This window comes from Gellertiella hungarica (assembly GCF_014197145.1).
GTDB lineage: Bacteria > Pseudomonadota > Alphaproteobacteria > Rhizobiales > Rhizobiaceae > Gellertiella > Gellertiella hungarica.
Map to the genome: position 1 here is coordinate 210,890 of NZ_JACIEZ010000004.1, position 18,998 is coordinate 229,887.

Below are 18,998 nucleotides of genomic sequence, written 5' to 3' on the forward strand. Positions count from 1 at the left end.
TCAGAAGTCGAAGACGGCTGTAACCGGCACGTGGTCCGAGGGCCTTTCCCACCCGCGGGCTTCCTTGAGCACCTCGATCGCCTTCAGATGAGGGCCGAGATCAGGCGAGGACCAGATATGATCCAGCCGCCGACCCCGGTCGGCAGCAGCCCAGTCCTTCGCGCGGTAGCTCCACCACGTGTAAAGCTTCTCGTGATGTGGGACATGCGCGCGCATCAGATCGAGCCAGTTGCCCTCACGCATGACCGCCAGCAGCCCTTCCGTTTCGACCGGCGTGTGGCTGACGATCTTCAGCATCTGCTTGTGCGACCAGACGTCATGTTCAAGCGGAGCGATGTTCAGGTCCCCCACCAGAATGGAGGAAACACCGTCCTCGGAGTCAGCCCGAAGCGCGCGCATCTCTTCCACAAAATCGAGTTTGTGACCAAACTTCGGATTGACGGAACGGTCAGGCTCATCGCCTCCGGCCGGAACATAGAAATTATGGAGGCGGATGCGCTTTCCGCCGGGTGACAGAAAGACGGAGATGTGTCGCGCGTCGCCGACCGAGCAGTAATCTCTGCGGTGCCCTTCGGAGAGAGGCAGTTTCGAAATCACGGCGACGCCGTGATACCCCTTCTGTCCGTGGATCTCGATGTGCTCGTAGCCGAGCGCGCGGAACGGCTCGAAGGGAAACAGCTCGTTCGGGCATTTCGTTTCCTGGAGACACAGGACGTCGGGCTGCCGCTCCTTGAGCAACTGCTCGACGATCGGCATCCGCAGCCGCACGGAATTGATGTTCCAGGTGGTTATGGAAAAGGTCATGGCGCCCTGTCAGTTTCTGACGCCCGCTCCCTCGGGCAGCCGGAACACGCGGTCGTCGAACTGCACACCGGTCTGGACGTTCATGATGATCACGGAGGTTTCCTTAGCCTGCGCGTCGGTGATCGTCCACTGGCGAAGATCATAGGTCTTGGTGTCGAACATCATGGTGATCAGCGAATCGCCGAAGATGGTCTTGTTGCCGAGCACGATGGTCGTCAGATCCGGGTCTTCCTTCACCTTTCGCACCATGTCGTTGGACAGGTCGATACGCTCGGCAAGAAGCAGCGTCAGGGGCGTTTTGGAAAGCGGATAGATGTCCCATGTCTTCAGTTTCTGATTCCCGATGACCACGTTGCGCCCATCCGCGATCACCCGCATGGGCGAGGGTTCGTCATAGTTGAAACGCAGCTTGCCGGGGCGCTGAATGAAAAACTTGCCGCCCGTTTGCTCGCCGCGGGGGCCAAACTGGACAAACTCCCCCTGCATCGTCTTCACCGAAGAGAAATGGTCGGCAATTTTCTGTGCCGTCGACGCGGACAATGCCTGCGCCGAAGCCGGGGCAGGAAGCAGGGCCGGCAGGGCGAGACCAAGTGCACCCGTCAGCACCAGCCCGGTAAAGGCCCGGCGCGTCAAACCTGCGCCCCGTGACAACTGCTCCCCATCGAATCCGGGCTTGGCTCCACACTCAGTCATGTAATTCTCCTTTGTCGGTCGACAGGTGCCGCAGAAACGGGGCGGCTTCATGGCGACCAGAAGCGCATCGGCTCTCGCAGGGCTCAGCGCTCGATGATGTCTGCTTCGGTCGGAACCAGGATTTCGCGCTTTCCAGCATGGTTTGCCGGTCCGATCAGGCCTTCCTGCTCCATGCGCTCGATGAGCGACGCAGCACGGTTATAACCGATCCCGAGGCGGCGCTGGATGTAGGAGGTGGACGCCTTCCCGTCGCGCAGAACGATGGCAACGGCCTGATCGTAGGGGTCGTCGGACTCCCCGAGATTGCCCGTGCCGGCTGGGCCGGAACCACCTCCGCCCATGTCTTCCTCGTCATCGGCGGTGATTGCATCGAGATATTGGGGAGCCCCCTGGGTTTTCAAGTAGGAAACGATTTCCTCCACCTCATGATCCGACACGAACGGCCCGTGGACACGCTGTATGCGCCCGCCGCCGGCCATGTAGAGCATGTCGCCCATGCCCAGGAGCTGCTCGGCTCCCTGCTCGCCCAGGATGGTGCGGCTGTCGATCTTGGAAGTTACCTGGAAGGAAATGCGTGTCGGGAAGTTTGCCTTGATCGTACCAGTGATGACATCCACCGAGGGGCGCTGGGTCGCCATGATCACGTGGATGCCGGCCGCACGCGCCATCTGCGCGAGGCGCTGAACCGCTCCCTCGATATCCTTTCCTGCGACCATCATCAGGTCGGCCATCTCGTCGATGATGACGACGATGTACGGAATGGGCTGGAGATCGAATTCTTCCGTCTCGTACATGGCTTCGCCGGTCTCGCGATCGAAACCGGTCTGGACTGTACGGGTGATGGTCTCGCCCCGCGCGATGGCCTGCTCCACACGCGAATTGAAGCCGTCGATGTTGCGGACACCGATCTTCGACATCTTCTTGTAGCGCTCTTCCATCTCGCGGACGGTCCATTTCAGCGCAACCACGGCCTTCTTGGGGTCCGTCACGACGGGCGAGAGAAGGTGCGGAATGCCGTCATAGACGGAGAGTTCGAGCATCTTCGGATCGATCATGATCAGGCGGCACTGCTCCGGCGTCATGCGGTAGAGGAGCGACAGGATCATGGTGTTGATGGCAACGGATTTGCCGGAACCCGTCGTACCGGCAACGAGTAGGTGGGGCATCTTGGCCAGATCGGCGATGACAGGCTCCCCGCCGATCGTCTTTCCGAGAGCCATGGCAAGCTTTGCCTTCGAGCCCCCGAAATCCTTCGATCCGATCAGCTCCCGGAGGAAGACGGTTTCCCTGGTCTGGTTCGGAAGTTCGATGCCGATGGCATTCCTGCCGGGAACAACGGCAACGCGGGCCGCAATGGCACTCATTGACCGTGCGATGTCATCGGCAAGACCGATGACCCGCGACGACTTGATGCCCGGTGCCGGTTCGAGTTCATAAAGGGTGACAACCGGGCCCGGGTGAACGTGGATGATCTCGCCCTTCACGCCGAAGTCTTCCAGCACGCCCTCCAGCATGCGCGCGTTCTGTTCCAGCGCGTCCTCGTTGAGAGAATGGTCGCGAACGGCCGCGCGCGGCTCGGCGAGGAGGCGAATATCCGGAAGTTCGAATACGCCCGGCCGGCCCGGTCCCGGCTTGAAGGCCGGCGCGGCTGGCTGGACTTGCGCGCGCGGGACGGGCGCGCGGCTGGATGGGGTGATGCTGCGCCGGTCTGCCCTTTGCGCCATGCGTGCATCGGCCGCGAAATCCTCATCGTCGTCATCCGGGAGAATACCGGCGGGACGCGGAAGATCCATGTCGAAGGGGAGATCATCATCCTCCCCGCCATGGATGGGCGGCGGCGCAACGACACGGCGCCCGGGGCTGGAGGCACGCTCCAGATCGGGCTCGAGCGTAGGCTCCAGGCGCTCCCGGGAGGCGGCTCTAGGCACCGACTTGGGTACGGACCGTCCGCCGTTCAGCGTGGTGAATTCGTCTTCGTTGAAATCATAGGGCTCGTCGATGCCGCGGGCCGTACGCGGTTTTCTGGCGGCGATCCCGAAGAGGCGGCGCAGGCGCGCCTGGACAGTGTACCAGGCATGGGTGGCCCAGCCGTATACGAAGGTCGCGAAACCCTCCCGCTCATCCTCGTCCAGCTCGTCTCCGACCGTCCGCGCCTTGCCAGGCATCGCCACCACGGGCTCATCCTCATCGACCGGAGAACCGTTGCCGATCAGGCCGCTGGCGAAGAGAAGCAGACCCGCAGCCGGAATGGCAAGAATGCCACCGAGGGCCATGGCGAACATCCCGGTTGGATAAGAACCGATGAAGAGCGCCGGGAAACGAAGGATCATGTCGCCGATCACACCCCCGATGCCGTTCGGGATCGGCCAGGTCTTCGGCGGGGGAAAGCACCCCATCACGGCCGCGCCGATGATGGCGGCAACGAGCCAGGCAGCGATCCGTTGCGGCATGCGGTGAATTCTGCGTCCGGTGATCAGCGCGAGCGACCAGGACAAGACCGGCAGAAAAGCCACGACACCCGCCAGGCCGAAGAACTGCATCACCACATCCGCAAAGGCAGCTCCCGTATATCCCATCAGATTGGTGGGCAGATTGCTTGTCGCATAGGAGGGACTGGGATCGGAAACATTCCAGGTCGCAAGGGCAGCCACGCCGAGCGCTATCAGCCCGAAGATCGACAGGCCGAGCAGCACCTGGGTCTGGCGCCAGAGGAAGGTCGAAAGCGTGAAGCGGCTGACGCGGGGATCCGATGCACCGGTGTAGCTTCTGCTCATGTTTCTTCCCGTTCCTTGACCTGTCCCTTGGTGACGCGCACGGATCTGCGCTCTGGGCGGATTCGCTGATTGAAACGGATGGTAAACCAAGGAGAGTTAAAGCCTTATTAACCATGCGTTGCAGGATGATGGCTGCAACCCGCAGGACAGGATCCCCGAAACAAAAAAACCCGGACCTTTCGGCCCGGGTCTGAAGATCGGTCTCAAGGATGCCGACTTCAGGAATGATAGGCAGCCTCGCCATGGGAGGAGAGGTCGAGACCTTCCCGCTCCGACTCGGTGCTAACACGCAGACCAACCACCAGGTCCACGATCTTGTAGAGGATGGCGGAGCCGATACCCGACCAGAGCACGGTGACCAGCACACCCTTGGCTTGCGAGAGAACCTGGGCAGCAGTCCCGGCGTAACCGGCGGCGAAATCCGCAGTCGAATAGTCGACGATGCCCGCGCCGCCCAGTGCCGGGTTGACGAAGACCCCGGTCAGGAGAGCACCGATGATGCCGCCCACCCCATGCACGCCGAAGACATCGGCGGTGTCGTCATAACCGAACTTGTTCTTGACCGTGGAGACGAAGAAATAGCAGACCGGCGAGACGACGAGACCCATCACGATTGCGCCCATCGGACCGGCAAAGCCTGCGGCAGGCGTGATTACCACGAGACCGGCGACCGCACCGGATACAGCACCCAGAAGCGATGCCTTGCCGCGCGCAAGCGCCTCGACGATCGTCCAGGATACCACCGCTGCAGCCGTTGCGACGAAGGTGTTGATCATCGCCAGCGCCGCGTAGCCGTTCGATTCCAGGTTCGATCCGGCATTGAAGCCGAACCAGCCAACCCAGAGCAGGCCAGCGCCAACGAGAGTGAGCGTCAGCGAATGCGGGGCCATCATGTCGCGGCCATAGCCGACGCGCTTGCCGACCATGAGGGCGCCGACAAGACCGGCAACACCCGCATTGATATGAACCACGGTGCCGCCGGCAAAATCGATGGCGCCGAAGGAGAAGATCAGGCCTGCCGGATCAGCATAGGCGCTCGGACCACCCCAGAACCAGACCATGTGCGCCACCGGCAGGTAGACGACGATCAGCCAGAGCGTGGAAAAGAGCAGGGCGGCAGAAAACTTGATGCGCTCTGCGAAGGCACCGATGATGAGGGCCGGCGTGATGGCCGCAAAGGTCATCTGGAAGCAGATGAAGGTGAGTTCCGGGATCACCACGCCCTTGCTAAAGGTCTCCACGGTGGTGGAAGGATCCACACCTGCAAGGAAAGCCTTGGAGAAGCCGCCGATGAAACTGTTGAGGCTTCCGCCGGCCGTGAAGGCAAGCGAGTAGCCGAAAGCCACCCAGACGATGATCGCGATCGCGGCGATCATCATGACCTGCATGAGCACCGACAGCATGTTCTTCGCACGCACGAGACCGCCGTAGAAGAGGCCGAGGCCAGGCACAATCATGAGAAGCACCAGCACGCTGGAAATCAGCATCCATGTGGTGTCACCCTTGTCCGGTACGGGGGCTGCCGGAGCTGCGGCCGCAGCCGCATCCTATGCCCAGGCGACTGCCGGAAGTACGAGCCCGGCAGCCGTCGCCACAAGGCGAGCAACGGTCGGGGATAAACGAAAACCTGGCATTGATGTATTCCTCACTGGACGCCTCCAAGCTCATTCGCGGCCCTGCCGCTGATCATCCTGCAGCCATGGATCAGCCAACAGGATGCCTTCTCCGAAACAGCATCCAGCCCGACCGTCTCGGCCGATGGCTGGATTCGGGATCACGCGTGAGAACGCGGTTTCCCCACTGGCAATAGACATTCAAGTCCCGTGCCAGTTTCGTTGCGGCGCATCATGAATCTGGAAAAAGCTCCAAACGAAGCGTGGGCGGCCCTTCTCCAGGTAACCGCCCACGGGAAAGCATGCACTGTTTTTGTGCAAAAAGCTCAATGTGCCTTATTTTTGATCAAATGCCTTTTTCCGTATCAGCCCTTCCTGCGCGACAGACGCAACCAGCTGACCCGAGCGCGAAAACAGATTGCCGCGGGTCATTCCCCGCGCACCGGATGCACTGGGACTGTCCTGCGAGTAGAGCAACCAGTCGTCAAAGGGCACAGGCCGGTGAAACCACATGGCATGGTCGATACTGGCGACCTGCAGGTTCTGGTCGAAGATCGACGTACCATGGGCGTACAGGGAGGTATCGAGAAGAGTCATATCGGAGAGATAGGCCAGCACCGCCGCCTGGAGGGCACGGTTATCCGGGACAGGTCCGGTCGTTCGGACCCATACATCCTGCATCGGCTCCAGCTTCTGGTTGGAAACGTAGTGGACCAGCGAAGTCGGGCGGATTTCCACAGGTCGCGCCCGTGTCCAGTATCGGCGAACCGATTCGGGCGCTTTGGCGAGGAACATGGCCTTCATTTCAGCCTCGCCCATCAGTTTCTCCGGCGGCACTATCGTCGGCATCGGAATCTGATGGTCGAAGCCGGGCTCGTCGATCTGGAAGGAGGCGGACATGGCAAAGATGGCCTTGCCGTGCTGTACGGCAACAACCCGGCGCGTGGTGAAGCTGGCCCCATCCCTCAGACGCTCCACCTGGTAGAGAATGGGGATCGACGGGTCGCCGGGCCTCAGGAAATAAGCATGCAAGGAGTGGACGAAGCGGTCCGGATCGACGGAGCGATGTGCTGCGGTCAACGCCTGTGCAATGACCTGCCCGCCGAATACCCGTTGCCACCCCGACTCGGGGCTCCGCCCCCGGTAGAGATTTTCCTCGATAAGCTCCAGGTCGAGAATATCGAGCAGCTGCTCCATTGCAGTTGGTTCACGCGACATTTTGGACAGGCTCCTGCGATAGGAAGACGGACAGGCTTGTTCTATATAGAAGACATCGAGGACTTAAAGGGCAAAGGAGCGGTTCCATGATCGATGTGCTGGTAATCGGCGGCGGCTATGTGGGCCTTTCCGTGGCGGTGGCAGTCAAGCAGGCAGCGCCGCATCTGTCGGTAGAAGTCTACGAGGCAGCTCCGGAAGACGCGTGGAAGCGTGACAATCGCGCCTCAGCCATCATTGCTGCCGCCTCGCGCCTGCTGACCGTTCTCGGCGCTTGGGCGGATATCGCGCCGGAAGCGGAACCAATTCGCCGGATGGTGGTAACCGATTCACGCGTCGGCGACCCGGTGCGACCGGTATTCCTGACCTTTGATGGCGACGTGCAGGAGGGCCAGCCCTTTGCGCACATGGTTCCGAACGTGGCCATGGTCGGCGCCTTGCGCAGCGTTGCCGAACGGCTTGGAGTGCCCGTGCATCACCGCATGACAGCCTCCGGCTTCGTCAACGAGGGCGCGTCGATGCGCGTGACCCGGTCAGACGGTGAAGACGTGCGGACGCGTCTTCTCGTTGCCTGCGATGGCGTACGGTCGAAACTGCGGGACATGGCCGGCATCAAGACGGTCCGGTGGGACTATGGCCAGTCCGGCATCGTGACCACGGTGGAGCATGAACGCCCGCATGAGGGTACCGCCGAAGAGCATTTCTTGCCGGCCGGGCCCTTTGCCACCTTGCCGCTGAAGGGTAACCGCTCCTCCCTCGTCTGGACCGAGCGAACCGAAGATGCCAATCGGCTTGTTGAAAGCGACGATCTCATTTTCGAGGACGAGCTCGAGCGCCGCTTCGGGCAGAAGCTCGGCCGGTTGAAGGTTGTAGGAGACAAGCGTGCCTTCCCGCTCGGGCTTACGCTCGCGCGGGATTTCGTTGCTCCCCGCTTTGCACTTGCCGGCGACGCGGCCCACGGCATCCACCCCATCTCCGGACAGGGCCTCAATCTTGGCTTCAAGGATGTGGCTGCGCTCGCGGAAACCATCGTGGAGGCCGACAGGCTCGGTCTCGATATCGGGGCCTTGAATGTGCTCGAGCGCTATCAGGCCTGGCGTCGTTTCGACACCTTCCGAATGGGTGTCACCACGGATGTCTTGAACCGCCTTTTCTCGAACGACATCGGACCGATCCGCATCGCACGCGACTTCGGCCTCGGTCTTGTCGAACGGATGCCGAAGCTCAAGTCCTATTTCATCGGTGAGGCTGCAGGCGTCGCGGCCAAAGGCAATCCGCGGCTCCTGAACGGAGAATCGATCTAACGCGCGTGCGGGAGCTCTGCTCCCTATTCCTCGATGCTGCGCGCTTCGGATATCAGCATGATGGGGACCCCGTCCCGAATGGGATAGGCGAGCTTGGCTGTCCTGGAAATAAGCTCGTTCCGCTCGCGATCGTAGGTCAGCCTGCCTTTGCTCAAGGGACACACGAGCAACTCCAGCAGCTTGGGATCGACACGGGATACCTTGTCATCCATGACTTGCCTACTGCAGCATCGTATCGCTGTCGCCGAAGCCCTTGGCGAGCACGATCTCGGTAATGGCAACCAGCGTCTCTGCCCGGGTCTTCATATCGGGTGCCTCAAGAAGGGCCTGCTTTTCGGCAGGTCCAAAAGGCGACATCATCGACAGCGACGTGACAAGCGTGATGTTGCTGGCGCGTTCGACGCTCTCCCAGTCCGCTTCCAGCTTGTTGGATTCGAGATAGGCGCGAAATGCTGCCAGCAGCGCATTTCGGTCGATCGTATCCTCTTCCGCCGCGGTCTGCAGATCGCTGAGGAATGGCGCGATCTCGAAACTGCGATATGGTTTTGTCGTCGTGACCTCGCGGATCACGCGGAAGCGGCAGATTCCGCTCAAGGTTACGATATAGCGGCCATCGCCTGTCTCGGCGATCGAGGTTATGCGGCCTGCACAACCAACCTCGCATACTCCGCCATCGGCTCCCCTGTCTCCGAAGGCAGGCTGCACCATGCCAATCACTCGGTTCGTGGCCAGAGCGTCGTCGAACATCATCAGATAGCGCGGCTCGAAGATGTTCAGCGGCAACTGCCCCCCGGGAAGCAGAAGCGCACCGGTCAACGGGAAGACCGGTATCACCCCGGGGATATCCTCCTGCTTGAGATAGCGCGCATTGCCCACTTGCATTGTTGTCCTCACCCCATTCAAAGCCTGATCCGACCAGGGCTCCCGACCGCTGGCGGAAGGAGCACATCAGCGCTCCCATCCTGCAATATCTGGTGCCGCGGCGAGGAAACTCAAGCGGCCCGGCTTCCTATTCGGATGATTCTGCCGGCGGTAGGGGAACCTTTTTTCAGGCGAAGAGAATCGAAGAAAGTTTGCGGCGGGCAGAAAGGGTGGCCGGATCCTTCGGCCCCCAGACTTCGAAGAAGGCAATCAGCTGCTTGCGCGCACCGTCATCTTCAAAGGACCGGTCCTTCTTCATGATGTAGAGAAGGTGATCGGCCGCCTCTTCGCGGGCGCCTTCGGCGTTTCTCACCTTTGCCAGCTTCATGCGCGCTTCATGATGATCGGGATTGAGCGCCAGCTCGTGTTCGAGCGCCGCCGGATCGCCAAACTTCCGTGCCTCCTCGATCTGATCGAGTTTCTTCGACGCAGCCTGGATCTTCGGATCCTTGCGGAGTTCTTCGGAAAGCCCTTCAAGCAACTCCCGGGCTCTCGCGAGATCGCCCATGGCGATCATGCAGTGGGCAATGCCGGCAAGTGCGCCCGGGTTTTCCGGATCTGCCTGCAGGATGGCGCCGAAAAACTGCCCGGCATCATCGATACTGCCTGCAGCGAGCAAGCCCTCGGCCTGCTCGAGCATGGCGGCGATCTCCGCGGCGTGATCGGCCCCGGCAGGTCCGGCCACCTTGTCGATGAACTGGCGGATCTGGCCCTCCGGAATAGCGCCCATGAAACCGTCCACAGGACGGCCATTGACGAAGGCTATGACCGCCGGAATCGACTGGATGCCGAGCTGCCCCGGAATGGCCGGGTGATCGTCGATGTTCAGCTTGACAAGCTTCACGCGCCCTGCCGCCTCTTCGACGACCTTTTCGATCGCCGGAGCCAGCTGCTTGCAGGGGCCACACCAGGGTGCCCAGAAATCCACCAGAACCGGCTGGTGACGCGATTCCTCAAGAACATCCCGGGCGAAGGCGGCCGTCGTCGTATCCTTGACATGTCCGCCCCTGGCGCTGCCCCCTCCGTTGACGGAGGCGGTCATCTGATTGCCAAAGGAGGCGCTATAGGGATTATCGGAACCGTTCATTGCATTCTCCCGTGACGAGCGGCCTCGGCCGACCTTACCTGACGACAAGATCGTATGTCAGGCGGTGACTTTCAAGACAAGCGGCTTGTGCCCCGTCGCCTCAAGGAAGCGGATGAGATCGTCGCGCCGGATCGATGTTGTCGCATCGTTGGAAAGCGGATGGCAATTGATGATCTCATGCTTCATCAGATCCTCGTCGAGGATGAAGGTGACGTTGGAGCCCGTGTCGTTGATGGCCCCCAGCGCCGTGACCGATCCGGGAATGACGCCCAGATACTCCATCAGTTTTTCAGGCTTGCCGAAGGACACCTTGCTGGCCGCACCGATGACGGTATGGACGGTTTTCAGGTCCACGACGGCATTTTCCTCGACTGTCAGAAGAAAGAACTGGTCCTTCTTGTCCTTGACGAAGAGGTTCTTGGTGTGCCCGCCCGGAATGTCATGCGCGAGCGCCGCTGCTTCGGCAACGGTGAAGACGGGTGCGTGGTCACGGGTCGTGACTTCGATGCCAAGCTCCTGCAAGAATTGAAGAAGTTCAGTGCGGCCTTTCGGGTTGCTTTCGCTCATGATTCTCTCGGACGATAGGGAAAACGAGGGACTGGCCCCCTGTTCGGGGCGATTGCCAGCTGAGATACCGGTGCCAGTGTCCTTTTTCAACCGCCCCCGCGCATGCCGAATGGCCGCGTTCTCAGGCCCTTTCGCGACACGCGTCGTGCCAAGGCGAAAAAAGTTGAAAAAAATCGTTCGAACCCTGTTGCAAATGAAAATCGATTGGGTCATATAGCCCCCGTCGCCGCAACGAACGGCGGCCAGCGATCCAGACCTTACCCCGGGATCGCGGTGACGAGCGGGTGTAGCTCAGGGGTAGAGCACAACCTTGCCAAGGTTGGGGTCGGGCGTTCGAATCGCCTCACCCGCTCCAGTTTTCCTTCAGAAAAACTTTATTCTGGTGCCTAATGCTGGTCGTCGGTTCCTGCGACGATCGCGAGCGCTTCCCGGTACTTTGCGCCGTCCTGGCCCTTGAGCTCCACCTGAGCCAGATTGTCCAGCAGGTCATGCCTTTTGACGCGGCGCGCCAGGGGAACAGTGACTGAGCGGCGTACGAAACTGATATAGCTTTCGCCCTCGCGCCGGGTGAGCGCGTCGACAGCCGCGAGAACCCCCTCGTCAAAGCCTGCCTTGCGCAGCATGTCCATGCTCCAGCCCTCGCCCTTCTCAAGAACGTCATGGAGATAGGCAACAATCCTTTCCCGTTCCGATGGCACCTTCTGCGCCACCCGTTCGCAATGAGACAGGAAGGGGTTTCCCAGCTTGTCCTTCTGGCCGGAATGGGCGGTACGGGCGATATCCATCGCCTTGTTGAGAGAGTTGAGGGGCAATCGGTGTCTCCGCGCTTCGAATGCGCTCCGTCATGCGCACCCAAGCGGCAAACTCTCGGCTCCCCTGGCCGTTCCCATGCCGTGCATCCCCAAATCCGGGGGGCCTGATCAGGCTTTCCGGAAAATGTAGTCGGTTTCCTGCACGAGACGCTCTCCTGGCCGCAGCACAACATTCGGGAAAGTGCTGTGGTTGATGGCATCGGGCCAGACCTGGGTTTCCAGGCATAGCCCCGCAAACGGCCCGTAAGCCTTGCCCGACAGGCCGGGAACGGAGGCCTTGATCTTCGATCCCGCGTAGAACTGAACACCGGGCTCAGTGGTCATAATATCCATCGAAACACCGGAGGCCGCACTCCTCAGGCGCCCGACCATGCGCTTTGCCACGCGCTCGCTGCTGAGGCAGAAATTGTGATCATAGGGTATGGGCCCGCCCTCCAGTCGCGCCTCTCCGATCCGCCGCGGCGTCCGGAAGTCGAACGGGGTATCCGCGACCGGACGCTGTTCACCGGTCGGAATCGTTTCGTCATCGACGGGAAGATAATGCTGGGCAGCCAGCATCAGATCATGATTCAGGATGTCGCTGCTTCCATCGAGGTTGAAATAGGAATGCTGACACAGATTGACGGGGGTCGGAGCATCGGTCTCGGCCTCGTAGCGAACGGAGAGGACGCCAGCGGCCAACAGGCGGTAGGTTGCGGTGATCCTGCAATTGCCGGGGTAGCCGGCGCGTCCGGCGGGATCGAGGATCTCCAGCGTGACGTGATCCGTGCCCAGATCGGCGATGGTCCAGTTGCGGACGGCAATGCCGTCGCTCCCGCCATGAAGATGGCCAATCCCCTTTTCGTTGCGTTCCAGTTCGACGGGCTTTCCATCGACAAGGCAACGTCCCCTTGCAATACGGTTGGCGCAGCGGCCAGGCGTAGCACCAAAGTACGGCGAGTGCTCGAAATAGTCCTCCAGGCTGTGGAAGCCCAGAACCAGCGGCGGCTGATGGCCAGCAAGCCGCAGATCCCGGATAACCGATCCGTAGGTCAGCACCTGCGCGGTAAGGCCTCCGCCCTGCAGCACCACTTCCTCTACCATTTCGCCCGATGGCATCGTCCCGAATGTGCGGCGTTCGGCCATTTTACCCCCTCAGCGTGATAATTCGCGGGCGACCCTTTCGAGGCCCCCCAGTGTCAGCGGAAACATGCGGCCCTGCATGAGCTGGTTTACCAGCCCGATGGAATGCGTCATGCGCCAATGGCCTTCTGGCACGGGATTGAGCCAGGCCGTCTTTCGAAAATGCGCGGTGAGGCGCTGCAGCCAGACCGCACCCGCCTCCTTGTTCCAATGCTCCACCGAGCCGCCGGCATGGGTAATCTCGTAGGGGCTCATGGACGCATCGCCAACGAAGATGATCCGGTAATCGGACCCGTATGTCCGGATGAGATCCTCGGTCGGCAGGACGTCCGTCCGGCGGCGGCGGTTGTCCTTCCATACGCCTTCATAGATGCAGTTGTGGAAGTAGAAATAGTCCATTCGCTTGAACTCGGCCCGTGCAGCGGAAAAGAGCTCCTCGACGGTGCGGATGTGATCGTCCATGGAACCGCCGACATCGAAGAACATCAGCAGTTTCACGGCGTTGCGCCGTTCCGGCCTGGTCTTCACGTCGAGATAGCCATGCTCTGCCGTCGCCTGGATCGTGCCACCGAGATCAAGCTCCTCGTCCGCGCCCTCCCGGACCCAGCGCCGCAACCGCTTGAGAGCGACCTTGATGTTGCGCGTTCCAAGCTCCACCGTGTCGTCGAGATTGCGGAATTCCCGACGGTCCCACACCTTCACGGCACGACGGTGGCGGGAGCGGTCCTGCCCGATCCGCACGCCTTCGGGATTGTATCCGTAGGCCCCGAAGGGAGAGGTGCCGGCAGTGCCGATCCACTTGTTTCCACCCTGGTGGCGGCCTTTCTGTTCCTCGAGCCGCTGCTTCAGCGTTTCCATCAACCGCTCGAAGCCGCCGAGTGCCTCCACCAGTCTCTTGTCTTCCTCGGAGAGATACTTCTCCGCCAGCTTTCGCAGCCATTCATCCGGCAGGGCACGCGTCTCCGCCTGGGTGTCGCCTGCCACCGCTTCCACACCACGGAAATAATGGGCGAAGACACGGTCGAACCGATCGATATGGGCCTCGTCCTTGATCATGGCGGTCCGCGCCAGATAGTAGAAGGCCTCGATGTCGAATTCGGCGAGACCCGCCTCAAGCCCTGCCAGGAGATCCAGGTACTCCCTCAGCGTAACCGGTACGCCGGCAGCCTTGAGCTCGAGGAAGAAGGGCACGAACATGAGAGATCTCAGAGGTTTTTCTGGTAGATGATGAAGGATGTCTGGCTGGCGACGCGATCATAAAGCCTGCGGGCAGTGGCATTGAACTCCTGCGTCTGCCAGTAGACCTCCTGGGCCCCCTCCTCCGCGGCGCGGCGATACACCGCTTCGATCAAGGCACGACCGACCCCTCCGCCGCGAACCTCTGGCATGGCATAGAGATCCTGCAGATAGCAGGCGTTGGTCTCGAGCCAGCAGGAACGATGAAAGAGATAGTGGGCAAGACCGACCGGCTGGCCCGACCGGAGCGCCAGAAACCCCGCATACTCATGGGGTAGCCCGGACATCAGGCGCGCCCAGGTCAGCGTGTAGATGCTCTCGGGCAACTCTGTCTCGTAGAAGGCCAGATAGTCCTTCCACAAACGCCGCCACTCCTGCTCATCCGCCTCCTGCAGCGGCCTGACGATCACCTCTGTCAAATCATCCTCTTTCCACGCCGATCTTTTCCAGCTCGTAGGGAGTGGTCTGGTAGATCTCGTTGATCCAGTTGCCGAACAGCAGGTGGGCATGGCTGCGCCACCGGTTCAGCGGTGCCTTTTCGGGATTGTCGTCCGGGAAATAGTTATGCGGCACCTTGATGGGCGTACCGTTCGAAACGTCCCGGAAATATTCCTCACCGAGTGAAGTCGAATCATATTCCACATGGTTGAACATGTAGAGGCGGTTGCCGCGGTTTTCCTGGACGAGGCAAACGCCCATTTCATCGGATTCCATCAGGATTTCCAGTTCGGGAACCCTGTCGATGTCCGCACGCCTGACCTCCGTCCAGCGAGAGACAGGAATCTGGAAGTCATCGGAAAACCCGGTGAGATAAACCGAGGACGGGTTCAGAATGCGGTGGCGGTAGACGCCGAAGGCCTTTTCCGCAAGCGGGTGCTTGGGGATGCCGTGGAAGTGATAGATCGCAGCCATCGCCCCCCAGCAGACATTCAGCGTCGAGTGGACGTTGGTCTCCGTCCAGTCGAAGATCGCCTTCATTTCCTCCCAGTAGGTGACATCCTCGTAGGGAAGGGTCTCGACCGGCGCACCGGTGATGATGAAACCGTCAAACTTGCGGTCCCGCACTTCCTCCCAAGTCTGGTAAAAGGCGAGGAGATGCTCCTCAGACGTGTTCTTGGCCTTGTGACCGCCAACCCGCACCAGCGAGAATTCGACCTGCAGCGGGCTTGCCCCGACAAGGCGCGCCATCTGCACCTCGGTGCGGATCTTGTTAGGCATGAGGTTCAAGAGCCCGATCTGCAGCGGCCGGATATCCTGACGGATGGCCACAGTTTCAGTCATGACGCGCACACCCTCGGAAACGAGGGTATCGAACGCGGGCAATGTATCGGGAATCTTGATAGGCATGGTTTCTTCGGCTTTCCGTAAAGAAAAAGGATAGGGTTCAACCGGCCAGCGGCCGGCGGCATGTCAGGTGTCGCGGCGCGCCATGAAGGCAAGCCGTTCGAACAGATGGACATCCTGTTCGTTTTTTAGAAGCGCGCCGTGCAATTTTGGCAAGATGGTTTTTTTGTCGGCGGCCAGATCGGCAGGATCGATGTCGTCAGCAACCAGAAGCCGGATCCAGTCAAGCGCCTCCGAGGTCGACGGCTTCTTCTTGAGACCAGGTACCTCGCGAATCTCGTAGAACCTGGTCAGGACCGAGGCAACGAGCTGCGGCTTGATGCCCGGATAATGCACCTCGACGATCCTCGCGAGAGTCTCGGCATCGGGAAATCGGATGTAATGGAAAAAACACCGGCGCAGAAACGCGTCCGGAAGCTCCTTCTCATTGTTCGACGTGATGATCACGATCGGCCGATGCAGTGCCTTCACCGTCTCGCCCGTTTCGTAGACATGGAACTCCATGCGATCGAGTTCCTGCAGCAGGTCGTTCGGAAATTCGATGTCCGCCTTGTCTATTTCGTCGATCAGAAGTACCACGCGCTGCGGGGCCTCGAATGCCTGCCACAGCTTGCCCTTGCGCAGATAGTTGCGCACATCGTTGACCCGCTCGTCGCCCAGCTGGCTGTCGCGCAGGCGGGAAACGGCATCATACTCGTAAAGGCCCTGCTGCGCCTTGGTGGTGGATTTCACGTTCCACTCGATCAAGGGCATGCCGAGGGCCGCGGCAACCTGCCGGGCCAGTTCCGTCTTGCCGGTGCCCGGCTCTCCCTTCACGAGAAGCGGCCGCTCCAGCCGGATCGCCGCGTTCACGGCGATCATCAGGTCCTTGTCTGCAATGTAATCGGCTGTTCCTTGAAACTGCATCACTATTCCCGTCATCGCATCATCAAGAGCGGGCCTTCGAAGGCCCATATTGCGTCCGTGCATCCCGCATAGCGCATCGGGGGCAAAACAGGAACAGGATTTACCACTGGCCCAAGCGAAGAAGCCCGGCGGTGTGGGCCGCCGGGCTTCGTTCCAACAGTGCGCTGGGAAGGCGCGGTGGATCAGAACTCCTCCCAATCCTGCTGGTCATTCGTGGGTGCGACTGCAGCTGCCGTGCGCGCGCCGAAGGCAGACGCGATCCGGTTGCCGAGTGCCCGTGCAGGCGAGGCAACGGTGCGGCTGGAGTGATCCGCAGGCGCGGGCTTGGAAACGGGCGGCGCAACGGGCGCACGCGCTGCCGGGGCGGCGGCCGGAGCCGTACGGACTGCTACGCGGCCTTCTCCGAAGCGGAACTGCGCCAGCAGATGGTTCAGTTCGGCTGCCTCGGATGCGAGGGCATGGCTGGCCGCGGTCGACTCTTCCACCATCGCCGCATTCTTCTGCGTGCCCTGATCGATCGTGTTGACGGCGGAGCTGATCTCGTTGAGCGCGGTCGACTGTTCCCGCGTCGACTGGACGATGGAAGAGACGTGCTTGTTGATATCCTGAACCTGAGCCACGATTTCGGTCAGCGCCTCACCGGTTTCGCCAACCAGAGCCACACCCGTCTGCACCTGCTGTCCGGAATTGGTGATCAGTGCCTTGATTTCCTTTGCAGCATTGGCGGAGCGCTGCGCAAGTTCGCGAACCTCCTGGGCGACGACTGCAAACCCCTTGCCTGCTTCGCCGGCGCGGGCAGCCTCGACGCCCGCATTCAGCGCCAGCAGATTGGTCTGGAAGGCGATCTCGTCGATGACGCCGATGATGTTGGAGATCTCACGCGAGGAGTTCTCGATGCCGCTCATCGCGACAACGGCCTTCTTGACGACTTCCCCCGAGCGCTCGGCGCCAAGGCGGGTGCGGTCGACAAGCTCGCCGGCATCTTCCGCCCTGCGGCTCGCGTCCCGGATGGACGAGGTGATCTGCTCCAGTGCAGCAGCCGTTTCTTCCACCGAGGCGGCCTGCTGCTCGGTACGCTTTGCAAGCTCGTCGGAAGACGACCTGATTTCGGCCGAGCCGGACTGGATCGCGGCAGCATTGATCTGCACGGTCTGCAGTGCAGCCTCGAGCTTCGCCATCGACGCGTTGAAGTCCTGGCGGATGGCTTCCAGAGAACTATGGAAGGCGCTGTTGAGGCGGTAGGTCATATCCCCTTCCGCAAGCTTCTCGAGGCCCTTTGCAAGTTCGGCCATGGCGAACTGGACCTGCTGATCCCGTTCTGCAGCCTCTGCCTGACGCTGACGGCGCTCCTGGTCGGTCTGCGCGCGGGTTTCCTCTGCCTCGCTTTCGAGGCGGAGCTTTGCCAGGGTGGCGTCACGCAGGACGGCAAGCGAACGGTTGAGCTCGCCGATCTCGTCCGGCCGCTCGACCTCGTCCAGCGCCACGTTGGTGTTGCCGTTGGCAATCTGCGTGGTGGCGGAGATTACCTTGTTGAGGCGATTGCGGAACCGGGCGGCAAGAACGGTACCGACGAGAACCATCACCACGGCGCCGAACACGATCAGGCCGGCGCAAAGCCAGGCAAGACTGGTCAGCTTGGCGAACACGGCAGCCTTGGGCACGGAAACGACGGTGTACCATTTGATGCCTTCGATGACATGCACGGGCATGGCGATGCTGATGTTCGTCGAACCATCGGCCTCGGTGGTTTCAAAAGCCTCGCCGGGATTGTCGATGACCTTCTGGAAACCGACGGCATCGAGGCCGGATTCCTTCAGTCCCTTGCCCAGGCTCTTCTTGTCCGGGTGGCTGACGACCGCGCCCTTCTCGCTGAACAGCGCCACGTAGCCGGCATCCAGCGGCTTGATCTTGGAGAGGTCATCGGCAAGAACCGAGAGGCTCGAGTCCACACCGGCCACGCCAACGAACTTTCCGTCGATCTTCAGCGGCACCATGACGGATGTCATGAGCACGTCCTGGCCGTTGATCGGATAGATGTAGGGCTCGGTCAGGAGGTCTTTGCCGGTCGATTTCGGGATCTGATAGTAATCACCCGGGCCAGGCTTGTCGTAGTCCTTCAGCGGTTCATGCACGATATCGCTTCCGGAACGGGCGAAATAGGGAATGTACCGGCCGGTCGCGTCATGACCTTCCTTGTTCACAAAGTCGGCATCCTTGCCGTCGAAGGCATTGGGTTCCCAGCCGGTGCTGATCCCCAGTGCCAGATCGTTGTCCCTGAGAAAAACCTTGAGCAGCGTATCGGCCTCGCTGCGCGAGGGATTGCCCATGGCGTAGAGCGAATAGAGGACTGAGCGAAGATTGTTCGCAAGCGCCTTGGCCTGGGTGAAACGGGTCTCCACCTTGGCGGCGCTGGAGTCCGCGATCTCGGCCATTTCGGACACGCTGCGGGTCTTGATCTCCGAATAGGAGAGCCAGAACAGCATTCCTGCGGTCGCCACCGAGATCGCCACACCTGTCGATATGATGGCGAACATGTTACGCGCTGTCGCAGACTTCAGGATCATCGGAAACCTCCGCATGCCAGCTGCAGCGGTTTATCG

16 protein-coding genes, 1 tRNA gene and 1 pseudogene are annotated in these 18,998 nt (G+C 61.0%); 2 read left to right on the forward strand and 16 right to left on the reverse strand.

Annotated features, from left to right (window positions below):
* The 5 genes and pseudogenes from GGR23_RS12350 to tesB all read right to left on the reverse strand — a co-directional run bounded on the left by GGR23_RS12350 (position 1) and on the right by tesB (position 7,102).
* On the reverse strand, positions 1-804 hold the full coding sequence (locus tag GGR23_RS12350) for an exodeoxyribonuclease III (RefSeq protein ID WP_183366590.1): 804 nt from the start codon (positions 802-804) through the stop codon (positions 1-3).
* A gap of 9 nt (positions 805-813) precedes the next feature.
* Positions 814-1,497 (reverse strand): outer membrane lipoprotein carrier protein LolA, encoded by a 684-nt coding sequence (locus tag GGR23_RS12355; protein ID WP_183366591.1) that lies wholly within the window; start codon positions 1,495-1,497, stop codon positions 814-816.
* Positions 1,498-1,580: 83 nt separating this feature from the next.
* Positions 1,581-4,271 (reverse strand): FtsK/SpoIIIE family DNA translocase, encoded by a 2,691-nt coding sequence (locus GGR23_RS12360; protein WP_183366592.1) that lies wholly within the window; start codon positions 4,269-4,271, stop codon positions 1,581-1,583.
* Between the two features lie 218 nt (positions 4,272-4,489).
* Positions 4,490-5,905: pseudogene (locus GGR23_RS12365) on the reverse strand (ammonium transporter).
* A 315-nt stretch (positions 5,906-6,220) separates the two neighbouring features.
* Entirely contained in the window at positions 6,221-7,102 is an 882-nt protein-coding gene (gene tesB / locus GGR23_RS12370; RefSeq protein WP_183366593.1) for an acyl-CoA thioesterase II, read from the reverse strand.
* Between the two features lie 86 nt (positions 7,103-7,188).
* Between tesB and GGR23_RS12375 the strand changes: the two genes are divergently transcribed.
* Positions 7,189-8,403, forward strand: a complete 1,215-nt coding sequence (locus GGR23_RS12375) for a ubiquinone biosynthesis hydroxylase (protein ID WP_183366594.1) — start codon at positions 7,189-7,191, stop codon at positions 8,401-8,403.
* 23 nt (positions 8,404-8,426) lie between these two features.
* Here the strand turns inward: GGR23_RS12375 and GGR23_RS12380 are convergent, their stop codons facing one another.
* The 4 genes from GGR23_RS12380 to GGR23_RS12395 form a co-directional block, all read right to left on the reverse strand.
* On the reverse strand, positions 8,427-8,615 hold the full coding sequence (locus tag GGR23_RS12380) for a Trm112 family protein (protein WP_183366595.1): 189 nt from the start codon (positions 8,613-8,615) through the stop codon (positions 8,427-8,429).
* A 7-nt stretch (positions 8,616-8,622) separates the two neighbouring features.
* Positions 8,623-9,285 (reverse strand): LON peptidase substrate-binding domain-containing protein, encoded by a 663-nt coding sequence (locus GGR23_RS12385; RefSeq protein ID WP_183366596.1) that lies wholly within the window; start codon positions 9,283-9,285, stop codon positions 8,623-8,625.
* A gap of 166 nt (positions 9,286-9,451) precedes the next feature.
* The gene (gene trxA, locus GGR23_RS12390) at positions 9,452-10,411 is read right to left on the reverse strand and encodes a thioredoxin (RefSeq protein ID WP_183366597.1); all 960 of its coding nucleotides are present in this window, start codon (positions 10,409-10,411) and stop codon (positions 9,452-9,454) included.
* A gap of 57 nt (positions 10,412-10,468) precedes the next feature.
* A complete protein-coding gene (locus GGR23_RS12395; RefSeq protein ID WP_183366598.1) occupies positions 10,469-10,978 on the reverse strand; it encodes a prolyl-tRNA synthetase associated domain-containing protein in 510 nt (169 codons plus the stop codon).
* Positions 10,979-11,258: 280 nt separating this feature from the next.
* Here GGR23_RS12395 and GGR23_RS12400 point away from each other — a divergent pair.
* Positions 11,259-11,333 (forward strand) — tRNA-Gly (locus GGR23_RS12400).
* Between the two features lie 31 nt (positions 11,334-11,364).
* On the opposite strand, the gene GGR23_RS12405 is transcribed toward GGR23_RS12400, so the two are convergent.
* The 7 genes from GGR23_RS12405 to GGR23_RS12435 all read right to left on the reverse strand — a co-directional run bounded on the left by GGR23_RS12405 (position 11,365) and on the right by GGR23_RS12435 (position 18,962).
* A complete protein-coding gene (locus tag GGR23_RS12405; protein ID WP_246365333.1) occupies positions 11,365-11,790 on the reverse strand; it encodes a metal-dependent phosphohydrolase in 426 nt (141 codons plus the stop codon).
* Positions 11,791-11,898: 108 nt separating this feature from the next.
* A complete protein-coding gene (locus GGR23_RS12410) occupies positions 11,899-12,915 on the reverse strand; it encodes an aldose epimerase family protein (RefSeq protein WP_183366599.1) in 1,017 nt (338 codons plus the stop codon).
* A gap of 9 nt (positions 12,916-12,924) precedes the next feature.
* Positions 12,925-14,109, reverse strand: a complete 1,185-nt coding sequence (locus GGR23_RS12415; protein ID WP_183366600.1) for a vWA domain-containing protein — start codon at positions 14,107-14,109, stop codon at positions 12,925-12,927.
* An 8-nt stretch (positions 14,110-14,117) separates the two neighbouring features.
* Positions 14,118-14,567 (reverse strand): GNAT family N-acetyltransferase, encoded by a 450-nt coding sequence (locus GGR23_RS12420; protein WP_183366601.1) that lies wholly within the window; start codon positions 14,565-14,567, stop codon positions 14,118-14,120.
* Position 14,568: 1 nt separating this feature from the next.
* Positions 14,569-15,495 carry a homoserine O-acetyltransferase MetA gene (metA, locus tag GGR23_RS12425; RefSeq protein WP_183366602.1) on the reverse strand — a complete coding sequence of 309 codons (927 nt, stop codon included), beginning with the start codon at positions 15,493-15,495 and terminating at the stop codon, positions 14,569-14,571.
* A 63-nt stretch (positions 15,496-15,558) separates the two neighbouring features.
* Positions 15,559-16,398: an AAA family ATPase gene (locus GGR23_RS12430; RefSeq protein WP_183366603.1), complete on the reverse strand. Its 840-nt coding sequence runs from the start codon at positions 16,396-16,398 to the stop codon at positions 15,559-15,561.
* A gap of 182 nt (positions 16,399-16,580) precedes the next feature.
* Positions 16,581-18,962, reverse strand: coding sequence for a methyl-accepting chemotaxis protein (locus GGR23_RS12435; RefSeq protein WP_183366604.1), 2,382 nt, complete (start codon positions 18,960-18,962; stop codon positions 16,581-16,583).
* Between the last annotated feature and the right edge of the window lie 36 nt (positions 18,963-18,998).

What these genes read in the sequence shown, in the direction of transcription:
- GGR23_RS12355 (WP_183366591.1), bottom strand. Translation starts at nt 1,497, where the DNA reads ATGACTGAGTGTGGAGCCAAGCCCGGATTCGATGGGGAGCAGTTGTCA.
- metA (WP_183366602.1), bottom strand. Translation starts at nt 15,495, where the DNA reads ATGCCTATCAAGATTCCCGATACATTGCCCGCGTTCGATACCCTCGTT.
- GGR23_RS12430 (WP_183366603.1), bottom strand. Translation starts at nt 16,398, where the DNA reads ATGCAGTTTCAAGGAACAGCCGATTACATTGCAGACAAGGACCTGATG.
- trxA (WP_183366597.1), bottom strand. Translation starts at nt 10,411, where the DNA reads ATGAACGGTTCCGATAATCCCTATAGCGCCTCCTTTGGCAATCAGATG.
- GGR23_RS12415 (WP_183366600.1), bottom strand. Translation starts at nt 14,109, where the DNA reads ATGTTCGTGCCCTTCTTCCTCGAGCTCAAGGCTGCCGGCGTACCGGTT.
- GGR23_RS12360 (WP_183366592.1), bottom strand. Translation starts at nt 4,271, where the DNA reads ATGAGCAGAAGCTACACCGGTGCATCGGATCCCCGCGTCAGCCGCTTC.
- GGR23_RS12385 (WP_183366596.1), bottom strand. Translation starts at nt 9,285, where the DNA reads ATGCAAGTGGGCAATGCGCGCTATCTCAAGCAGGAGGATATCCCCGGG.
- tesB (WP_183366593.1), bottom strand. Translation starts at nt 7,102, where the DNA reads ATGTCGCGTGAACCAACTGCAATGGAGCAGCTGCTCGATATTCTCGAC.
- GGR23_RS12410 (WP_183366599.1), bottom strand. Translation starts at nt 12,915, where the DNA reads ATGGCCGAACGCCGCACATTCGGGACGATGCCATCGGGCGAAATGGTA.
- GGR23_RS12375 (WP_183366594.1), top strand. Translation starts at nt 7,189, where the DNA reads ATGATCGATGTGCTGGTAATCGGCGGCGGCTATGTGGGCCTTTCCGTG.
- GGR23_RS12395 (WP_183366598.1), bottom strand. Translation starts at nt 10,978, where the DNA reads ATGAGCGAAAGCAACCCGAAAGGCCGCACTGAACTTCTTCAATTCTTG.
- GGR23_RS12435 (WP_183366604.1), bottom strand. Translation starts at nt 18,962, where the DNA reads ATGATCCTGAAGTCTGCGACAGCGCGTAACATGTTCGCCATCATATCG.
- GGR23_RS12380 (WP_183366595.1), bottom strand. Translation starts at nt 8,615, where the DNA reads ATGGATGACAAGGTATCCCGTGTCGATCCCAAGCTGCTGGAGTTGCTC.
- GGR23_RS12350 (WP_183366590.1), bottom strand. Translation starts at nt 804, where the DNA reads ATGACCTTTTCCATAACCACCTGGAACATCAATTCCGTGCGGCTGCGG.